This window comes from Streptomyces sp. NPDC014995 (genome assembly GCF_043080745.1).
Lineage (GTDB): Bacteria > Actinomycetota > Actinomycetes > Streptomycetales > Streptomycetaceae > Streptomyces.
The window spans coordinates 1-8542 of the sequence record NZ_JBIBVX010000043.1 but is presented as its reverse complement, the minus strand read 5'-3'; the positions used below and the strand labels follow the sequence as shown (position 1 = coordinate 8542).

At 69.2% G+C, this 8542-nt stretch carries 7 protein-coding genes; 4 read left to right on the top strand and 3 right to left on the bottom strand.

The window, feature by feature from the left end; translation table 11 throughout:
- Nucleotides 1-208: 208 nt before the first annotated feature.
- Nucleotides 209-1138: an IS630 family transposase gene (locus tag ACF1A1_RS39215; RefSeq protein WP_392006964.1), complete on the bottom strand. Its 930-nt coding sequence runs from the start codon at nucleotides 1136-1138 to the stop codon at nucleotides 209-211.
- A 511-nt stretch (nucleotides 1139-1649) separates the two neighbouring features.
- Nucleotides 1650-2591 (bottom strand): LysR family transcriptional regulator, encoded by a 942-nt coding sequence (locus tag ACF1A1_RS39210; RefSeq protein ID WP_392006962.1) that lies wholly within the window; start codon nucleotides 2589-2591, stop codon nucleotides 1650-1652.
- Between the two features lie 176 nt (nucleotides 2592-2767).
- Between ACF1A1_RS39210 and ACF1A1_RS39205 the strand changes: the two genes are divergently transcribed.
- The 4 genes from ACF1A1_RS39205 to ACF1A1_RS39190 are packed head-to-tail and all read left to right on the top strand — an operon-like array spanning nucleotide 2768 to nucleotide 7645.
- Nucleotides 2768-3370: a (2Fe-2S)-binding protein gene (locus tag ACF1A1_RS39205; RefSeq protein WP_392006960.1), complete on the top strand. Its 603-nt coding sequence runs from the start codon at nucleotides 2768-2770 to the stop codon at nucleotides 3368-3370.
- Nucleotides 3367-4353, top strand: a complete 987-nt coding sequence (locus ACF1A1_RS39200; protein ID WP_392006958.1) for an FAD binding domain-containing protein — start codon at nucleotides 3367-3369, stop codon at nucleotides 4351-4353. The genes ACF1A1_RS39205 and ACF1A1_RS39200 overlap by 4 nt, the downstream gene beginning before the upstream one ends.
- Nucleotides 4350-6530, top strand: coding sequence for a xanthine dehydrogenase family protein molybdopterin-binding subunit (locus ACF1A1_RS39195; protein WP_392006956.1), 2181 nt, complete (start codon nucleotides 4350-4352; stop codon nucleotides 6528-6530). Before ACF1A1_RS39200 ends, ACF1A1_RS39195 begins: the two co-directional genes overlap by 4 nt.
- Nucleotides 6527-7645 carry an XdhC family protein gene (locus ACF1A1_RS39190; protein ID WP_392006954.1) on the top strand — a complete coding sequence of 373 codons (1119 nt, stop codon included), beginning with the start codon at nucleotides 6527-6529 and terminating at the stop codon, nucleotides 7643-7645. The genes ACF1A1_RS39195 and ACF1A1_RS39190 overlap by 4 nt, the downstream gene beginning before the upstream one ends.
- A 181-nt stretch (nucleotides 7646-7826) precedes the next feature.
- On the opposite strand, the gene ACF1A1_RS39185 is transcribed toward ACF1A1_RS39190, so the two are convergent.
- Complete coding sequence (locus ACF1A1_RS39185; RefSeq protein ID WP_392006952.1) at nucleotides 7827-8051, bottom strand: hypothetical protein; 225 nt, start codon at nucleotides 8049-8051, stop codon at nucleotides 7827-7829.
- Nucleotides 8052-8542 lie beyond the last annotated feature (491 nt).

The following is an 8542-nucleotide window of genomic DNA, read 5'->3' as shown; positions in this document are numbered from 1 at the left end:
CCCGCCGCTGTCACTACCTGCGGCGTTGTCGCACGATCGAGGGGCGGTCTCCGTGAGACCACCCCCGCACGACCGAAGTCCCGCTACACTCCCGCCACCCGGCGAAAGACCAGGTCAGACAGCGAAATCCTGCTGGAGTACTAACCCATCACTTGAGTTACCTGACGCCTACTTACTGAGCTTGAACTCGTGATGTCGTCTTCGGTGATCAGGGGTTGATGGTCAGTCCCGTCTCGGCAAGGCAGCCATCTATGAGGTGGCTGCGGTACTGGATGTGGCGGAGACCGCGTCGGATGCGCTGCACGAGGTGTTCGGGAGTGCTGAAGGCGACGTTGGAGAGCCAGCCGCGCCGCAGCAGAGACCAGATGCCTTCGACGGGGTTGAGGTCGGGTGCGTATGGCGGCAGGTAGTAGATGGTCAGCCAGTCCCGGGCTGTCGCCCATTCCCGCAGGTCGGTGGCCTTGTGGACGTTGAGATTGTCCCAAATCAGGACGATCGGGCCGTCAAGCTGCTGGTGTGCTGCGGTCAGCAGGTCGCGGTAGTTGCGCCAGGAGAAGCTCTTGCGTCCGTCGCGGTTGCCGTCGTCGCGGCGGGGCCGGTAGATCAGCCTCGAGCGGTGGCCGGGTTTGTAGCAGGTCAACGCTGCGATGGAGATGCGTCTGCGGGAGCGGCCGCGGACCCGCACCACCGGGGTGCGGCCACGAGGCGACCAGGTCTTCGCCTGCGGCGGCGTCATGGAGAAGCCGGCTTCGTCCTCGAAGAGGAGCCAGGCTCCACGGGCCGCCGCGAGCCTTCCGCGCAGGGCCAGGTCTCCTTCACCCAGCCGACCACGGCCTCGTCGTCGCGTTCCAGGGCCCGGCGGGTGGGGACCCTGGCAGGACCAGCCGTTGCGCACCAGCAGCTTGCGCACACCCTGAATGGTGTAGGCCAGGTGGAAGCGTCGGCCGATCACGGTCTTGATCCGGCCCAGGGTCCAGCGCTGGTCCTCCCAGCCGTGCGCGGCCGGCCCCTTGGCCAGCTCGGCCCCCAGTTGCGCGAACTGCCTTTTGCTCAGTCTCGGCAACGACGCCGGCCCCTGCGACCGCAGAGCACGCGGCCCGTCCTCTTCCCACGCCTGCCGCCACCGCTGCAACGGCACGTGCCCGCCACTCGGTGATACCGCAGGCGACTGCCGCCCGTCAGCCCCTACGACACCACGAGTTTAACCTCAGTAATCAGAAAAATCCCCGATAGCTACACTCCAGCGCGGCTCGTACCAGAAGCTCGCCCCCAACGGCATCATTGCCGACCTCTACGTCGTCCGGAACGGTGAGTGGACGCGCAGCGGGCTGGTGCGCGTACGGGGATGCGGTTCGAGCAAGTCCAACGGGCTTATCGACAACAGCCCACGCCCGGCATACGGCGAGTACGTGCGGTTCCGGGTGTGCAAGCTGACGCCCGGCGGCACCTGGAAAGACTGCAAGGACACGTTCACCTTCAACGACGACCATCCCCAGAGCGCGCCCGTGAAAGCACCCGGCGCTGCGGCTCGCACGTCTTGGCGAAGACGCTGGCACATGAACAGGGCTTCCTGGCGTGCGTTGGGAAGCCTTCCAGGAGAACCGCAAGGGCAAGCCGTTTCAGCGGAGGGGGCATCCGTGTGACCTCGGTCAGGCGGGCGCCGCCGAGCCATCGTCCGCCGACCCACGCCCGATCACCTGCGTGGCAGTCTCCCGCACAACTCGCCGTAGCCACTGGTGAGCGGGGTCGCCGTCGACCCGGGGATGCCAGGCGATGCCGTAGGGGAAGGGCGGGAGTTCCTCTGGGGGTGCGGCGACGCGGTAGGCCGAGTTGTCGGCGTATGCGAGAACGGCGCGGCGCGGGAGGGTGGCGATGAGTTCAGTGCCCGGCACTGCGGTCGCCGCCGCGGAGAAGTAGGGCACGCGCAGGCCCACGGGACGGCGCAGTCCGTATTCGTCGAGTCGGCGCTCGACCATGGCCTGGCCCTCGGTCAGGAACTTGACGACGACGTGCGGGTACGCGAGGAAGTCGTCCATGGTCAGCCGGTCCCCGGTCACGGGATGGTCGCAGGACATCAGGCACGCGAACTCCTCCTCGAACAACGTCTCCCAGCGCAGGGTAGGCGGTGCTACGACACCGGAGATGACCAGGTCCGCGCGGCCCTGCTCGACGTCGGCGAAGGAGTGGTCGCTCACGGGTACGACGGTCAGCGAGATATCCGGAGCCTCGCGGTAGAAGCGCGGGAAGAGGATCGGACCGAACAGTGAGGTGGCGAAGTCGGTGCAGTGAAGGCGGAAGTGGCGGTTCGCCGTTGAGGGGTCGAAGGCGTCCCCGCGCAGCAGCGCCTCCAGACGAGGAAGGAGTTCGGCGAGCTCCGACTGGATCTGCAGTCCGCGGGGGGTCGGTTCGTACCCGCCCCGCGTGCGCACCATGAGTTCGTCGCCGAACGTCTCCCTGAGCCGGAGCAGGACGCGACTCATCGCCGACTGGCTGAGGTGGAAACGATCGGCGGCCCGCGTGACGTGCCTCTCCTCGAGGAGCACCGCGAGTGCTTGGAGAAGATTCAAGTCCGCGTTCCGCAGGTGCGACATGGCGCAGAGCGTATGCCAACGCCATGCAGGCTACGCATAAAGAGCCCAGTTTCCGGACCTCGTCATGTACCCAACGCATCGCGAGCATGCACTTTTTGCGTTGGACGGCTGGCTTCCCACCGCGTCAGGCTCGCTTCTGTCTCGCCCACTCCGGGTACACGAGGAGTCACTCATCCATGTCCCAACACAGCAGACGCAGCGTACTGAAATCCGGGGGCGTCGCGGCGGCCGCGGTCATGGTTCCCCTCCCAGGGGCCGACCCGGCCACGGCGCAGCCCGCGGCCGCACCGGCGGCACAGCCCCGAACGGCCGGCGATCTCACGCTGGACATCAACGGCACCCAGCACCGGCTCCCGGCAGTCGAGGCCCGCGTCACCCTGCTCGACGCGCTGCGTGAGCACGCCGGCCTCACCGGTACCAAGAAGGGCTGCGACCGAGGGGAGTGCGGGGCCTGCACGGTGCTCGTCGACGGTCGGCGCGTGAAATCGTGCCTGACTCTGGCCATGATGGAGGAAGGCCGCTCCATCACCACCATCGAAGGACTGGCCCAGGGGGCGCAACTGCACCCGGTGCAGGAGTCGTTCGTCCGCCGGGACGCCTTCCAGTGCGGCATCTGCACACCCGGACAGATCATGTCCGCGGTGGCGTGCATCGAGGAAGGCCACGCCGACTCCGAGGACGAGATCCGGGAGTGGATGAGCGGCAACCTGTGCCGGTGCAGCTGCTACCCGAACATCGTCGACGCTGTGGCCGACGCGGCGAAGGCGGTGCGGCGATGAGGGACTTCGCCTACGCGCGCGCGGACCGGGCCGCCGAGGCCGTACGGCTCGTCGCCCGCAGCGCCGACGCCACGTTCGTCGCCGGCGGCACCGACCTGCTGAACCTGATGAAGGACGGCGCCGAGGACCACGACCTGGTGGTCGACATCAACCGCCTGCCGCTCCGAGGCATCGAGGAGTCAGGGGGCAGGCTGCGCATCGGCGCACTGGCCAGAATGGCGGACGTGGCCCTGCACCCGGTGGTCCGCAAGCGACTGCCCGTGCTGTCCCAGGCGCTGCTCGCCGGAGCCTCCCCACAGGTCCGCAACCGGGCCTCGATCGGCGGCAACCTGCTCCAGCGCACCCGCTGCTGGTACTTCCGCGGGCAGGACTTCGCCTGCAACAAGCGGGAGCCGGGATCCGGCTGCGCCGCGCTGGGGGGCCGCAACCGCTGGCACGCGATCCTCGGCGGCAGCGACCACTGCATCGCCGTTCACCCGTCCGATCTCGCGGTCGCCCTGCGTGCCCTGGACGCCACGATTCACACGCTCGGCCCGGACGGCGCGCGGACCATCGCCATGGCCGACTTCCACCGGGCGCCCGAGGACACTCCGCACATCGAGAACACCCTGCGCCACGGTGAGCTGATCACGGCGGTCGAGGTGCCGTTGCCGGCCCCGGGAAGCCGTCAGCGCTACCTGAAGGTGCGCGACCGCGCCAGCTTCGAGTTCGCGGTCGTGTCCGTCGCGGCCGTGCTGCGAATGAACGGCCGAGTCGTCGAGGAGGCCCGCCTCGCCTTCGGCGGTGTCGCCACCCGCCCCTGGCGCTCCGCCGAGGCCGAAGCCGCCCTGCGGGGCCGGGCGCTGACCGAGCAGAGCATCGCGGCGGCCGGACGCGTTCTGGTCCGGGGCGCCCAGCCGCGAGAGGACAACGAATTCAAGGTCGAGCTGGTGCAGCGCGCGCTCCAGGACGTGCTCGGCCGTCACACCGGAGGTTCCCGATGAGCACCGACGTCGTCGGCCGCCCGCTGTCCCGTGTCGAGTCCCGGCTCAAAGTGACGGGCGGAGCCGAGTACACAGCCGATGTGAAGCTGCCCCGTCTGGCCCACGCGTGCATGGCGATGAGCACCATCGCCCGCGGCCGGATCACCCGGATCGACACCCGGGCCGCCGAAGCGGTGCGCGGCGTGATCGCCGTCTACACCCACGAGACCATGCCGCGTCTGACGCAGCCCACCTACCGTACGTTCTTCAAGTCGTTCATTCCCATCCAGACTCCGCAGATCCACCACGCGGGCCAGCCCATCGCCTTCGTGGTCGCGCAGACCCTGGAACAGGCGCAGCGTGCGGCGGAACTGATCGAGGTCGACTACGAGGGATCGGGCGCACCCGAGGGCGAGTTGGCCAACGGCGAGGTGTTCCTACCGCCCACCGGGCCGGACGGCCCCAACACCTTCCAGCGCGGCGACGCGGCGGCCGGCATGGCCCAGGCCGACGTCCGTATCAAGGCCGAGTACACGATCCCCATGCACCACCACAACCCGATCGAGCCCCATGCCACCACGGCCGCATGGGAAGGCCCGAAGGTGACGGTGTACGAGACCACACAGGGCTTGGACGGCACCCGGCAGAGCGTCAGCCAGGCCCTGGGGGTCCCGCTCGCCGACGTCCGGGTCATCTCCCGTTACCTCGGCGGCGGCTTCGGCACCAAGGGCCCCGTCTGGCCGCACACCGTACTGACCTGCGCCGCCGCCCGTGCGCTCGGCCGCCCGGTCAAGCTCGTCCTGTCCCGCGCGCAGATGTTCACCTCCAACGGCCACCGCGCCCAGACCCACCAGACGATCGAACTCGGCGCCCGTGACGACGGCCGTGTCACCGCGCTGAACCACGTCATCACCCAGCAGATCAGCCGCAACGACGTCGCGCTGTTCAACAGCAGCGAACCGATCCGCATGCTGTACGACATCCCCAACCTGTCCAACGAGCAGCGCGCCGTACGCCTGGATCTGCCCACCCAGAGCTTCATGCGCTCTCCGGAAGCGTGCACCAGCCACGCCCAGGAGGCGGCCCTCGACGAACTCGCCTACGCCCTGGGCATGGACCCGGTCGAGCTGCGCAAGCGCAACTGGAGCGCGCGGAACATGGAGAACGGCCAGGAGTGGGGCAGCAATCACCTCCGTGAGTGCTACGACCGCGCCGCCTCGGTGTTCGGCTGGTCCCGGCGCGAGGCGCGCCCCCGCTCGATGCGCGACGGCGCCGAACTCGTCGGCTGGGGCATGGCCACCTCCGCGCATACCGCGGGCGGCAGGCCCGGTGCGGGTGCCCGTATGACTCTCGGCACCGACGGCAAGGTCCTCATCCAGGTCGCCACTCAGGACAACGGCACAGGTACGTACACGATCATGACGCAGATCGCCGGCGAAGTGCTCGGCGTGCCGGTCTCCGACGTGACCTTCGAACTCGGCGACAGTTCCTTCCCCTTCAGCTTCGCCTCCGGCGCCTCCACCACCGCCCCCGGTGTCGGCAGCGCTGTCAACCGGGTGTGCACCGCCGCCCGTAAGGCCGTCATCGACATGGCCGTGGCCCAGCCCGGCTCCCCGCTGCGCGGCGTCCCCGCCGAGCGCGTGGACACCGCCGACGGCCATCTCTTCGACACCGCCGACCCCCGCACCCGGGTGAGTTATCGCTCGGTGGTCGGGCACGGCGGAAAGCCCCTGACCTTCCAGGTCGAACCCGTCAACACCCCACTCGGTTACTCGATCGGCGCCGTCTTCGTCGAAGTCCGCGTCGACCCGCTGCTCGGCCGGGTCCGGGTGGCCCGCGTGGCCGGCTGCTACGACCCGGGCACCGTCCTCAACCGCAAGACCGCTCGCAGCCAGGTCCTCGGTGGTGTGATCTGGGGCATCGGCTTCACGCTCTTGGAGCACACCCTCGTCGACCCCGCGACGGCGAGGATCGTCAACCCGAACCTCTCCGGCTACCTGATGCCGGTCAACGCCGACGTCCCCGACATCCAGGTGCAGTTCATCGACGAGCCCGACCCGGCCAGCGACGCCCTGGGCGCCCGGGGCTTCGGCGAGACCCCCATGACGGGGGTCACCGCCGCCATCGCCAACGCCGTCTTCCACGCCACCGGCAAGCGCGTGCGCGATCTGCCCCTCACCCAGGACAAGCTGCTGTGACCGGCCACGACGGCGTCTGGGACGCACTGTACGAGGCATGGTCGTCCGGCGAGCGCTGCGGTCTGGCGACCGTGGTGCGCACCTTCGGCTCCGCTCCGCGCCCGGCAGGGTCAGCCATGGTCCTCACCCCGCAGGGGCGCGTGGTGGGCTCCGTGTCCGGCGGCTGTGTCGAGAGCGACGTACTCGAACGGGCCCGTGAGGCCATCGAGAACGGAATCCCCCAGCAGGTGTCCTACGGAATCAGTGATGACGACGCTTTCGCCGTCGGCCTCACCTGTGGCGGCACTCTGGAGATCTTCGTCGAACCCGTCGGCATCCGCACGTTCCCCGAGTTGGCCGGGGTGATGGAATCCGTGCGGGCCGGCGCCCCCGTAGCCGTCGCCACCGTGCTCGACCATCCGCGTCCGGAGGCCGTCGGTGCACATGTGGCCCTGCGCGCCGACGACCACCACGGCAGCCTGCGTCCGCCGCACACCCCACCGGCCCTGATGGACGACGCACGGGCACTGCTGCGCAACGGTGAAAGCGCGCTGTTGAGCTACGACCCCGAGGGCATCCGCATCTTCGTACGCTCGCTGACGCCGCCCCCGCGGATGCTGCTGTTCGGCGCCGGAGACTTCGCCACCGCCCTCACTTCGGTCGGACGGACTCTGGGCTACCAGGTCACCGTGTGCGACGCCCGCCAGGTGTTCACCACAGCCGACCGCTTCCCGGACGCCGACGAAGTCGTCGTGGCCCGGCCCGACGAGTATCTGGCGAAAGAGGCGGCGGCCGGGAGGGTGGACGCGCGGTCGGTGATCGTGTCCTTCAGCCATGACCCGAAGTTCGACATCCCCCTGCTGGAGACCGCACTGGGACTGGATGTCGAGTATGTGGGTGCGCTGGGTTCGCGTCGCACTCATCGACGCCGCACCGCGGCCCTGCGCGAGGCCGGCGTCACCTCGCCCGCTCTGGCGCGGCTGTCCTCCCCGGTGGGGCTCGACCTCGGCGGGCGCTCCGCCGCGGAGACCGCCGTATCCATCGCCGCCGAGATCATCACCACCCGGCACGGTGGCCGCGGGGGGCGCCTGTCCGACCGCGACGGCCCGGTCCACACCGTGCGGGCAGCCGGGTGATCGGCGGTCTAGCGGGTCTTTGCCAAGTCTCAGCCGTGGGCTGTGCCGGTGCGGGTGGCCTTTCGGCGTGATGGCGTGATGGCGTGCGGCGGAAGAACAGCGACACCGTTGCGAGTCCGGCTGCCGGATTCGCCCAGTGAGGAGAAAGCGGTTGTGGGTTGCGGTCCGGCGGTGAGCGACGCTACGCCTGCATGGCGCGTCGTGCCATGCAGCCCATCATGCGGACGACCAGGCGCCGTGGCAGGAACTTGCTGGCGAGGGCGAGGGGGCGGGCGTTGGTGATGACTGATGGCGGTGCGGAGCGGCGGTCGAGGGTGTCGAGGGCTGTCCTCACGACGTGGTCGACGGTGGCCCGTTTCGATCCGTAGTCGGCCGACTGGCTGCCGGCGTAGAACTCGGTCTGCACCGCGCCGGGGCACACGGCCAGGACGCGCAGGCCAGTGCCGCGGGTCTCCTCCCACAGCGATCGAAACCACCCCCGAGCACCGGCTCGAGCTGATCACCCTGCTGTTCGGCAACGACTCGCTGCGGGTCGGCCACGCCGAGAAGCCGGCTCATCTGAAACCGGTTCCCGTCGTGACCGGGGACGTACTGGTTCGCCCTGGTCAACCTTCGCGGCGGGAGCGATGCCCAACGAGGGCATTGAAGGAGATGAATGGGGCGCCTGGGCCGCGAAAGCCGCTCGCAGGGCGAAGGGGCACAGGTGGTACAGACACCGGCGACACCGGGGAGGTATGCGAAATGCAGAGCGCTGACACAGTGCTCGGTGTCTCGCGTGGCCGACCCTACGAAGAAGCTGCGCCGCTAGGCCGTTTCTGGTGGCTCTTGGACGGTGTCGCGGAGCCAGATGACGATCGCGGTGACGGTCAGGGTGCCGTTGAAGATGTAGTCGCGCTT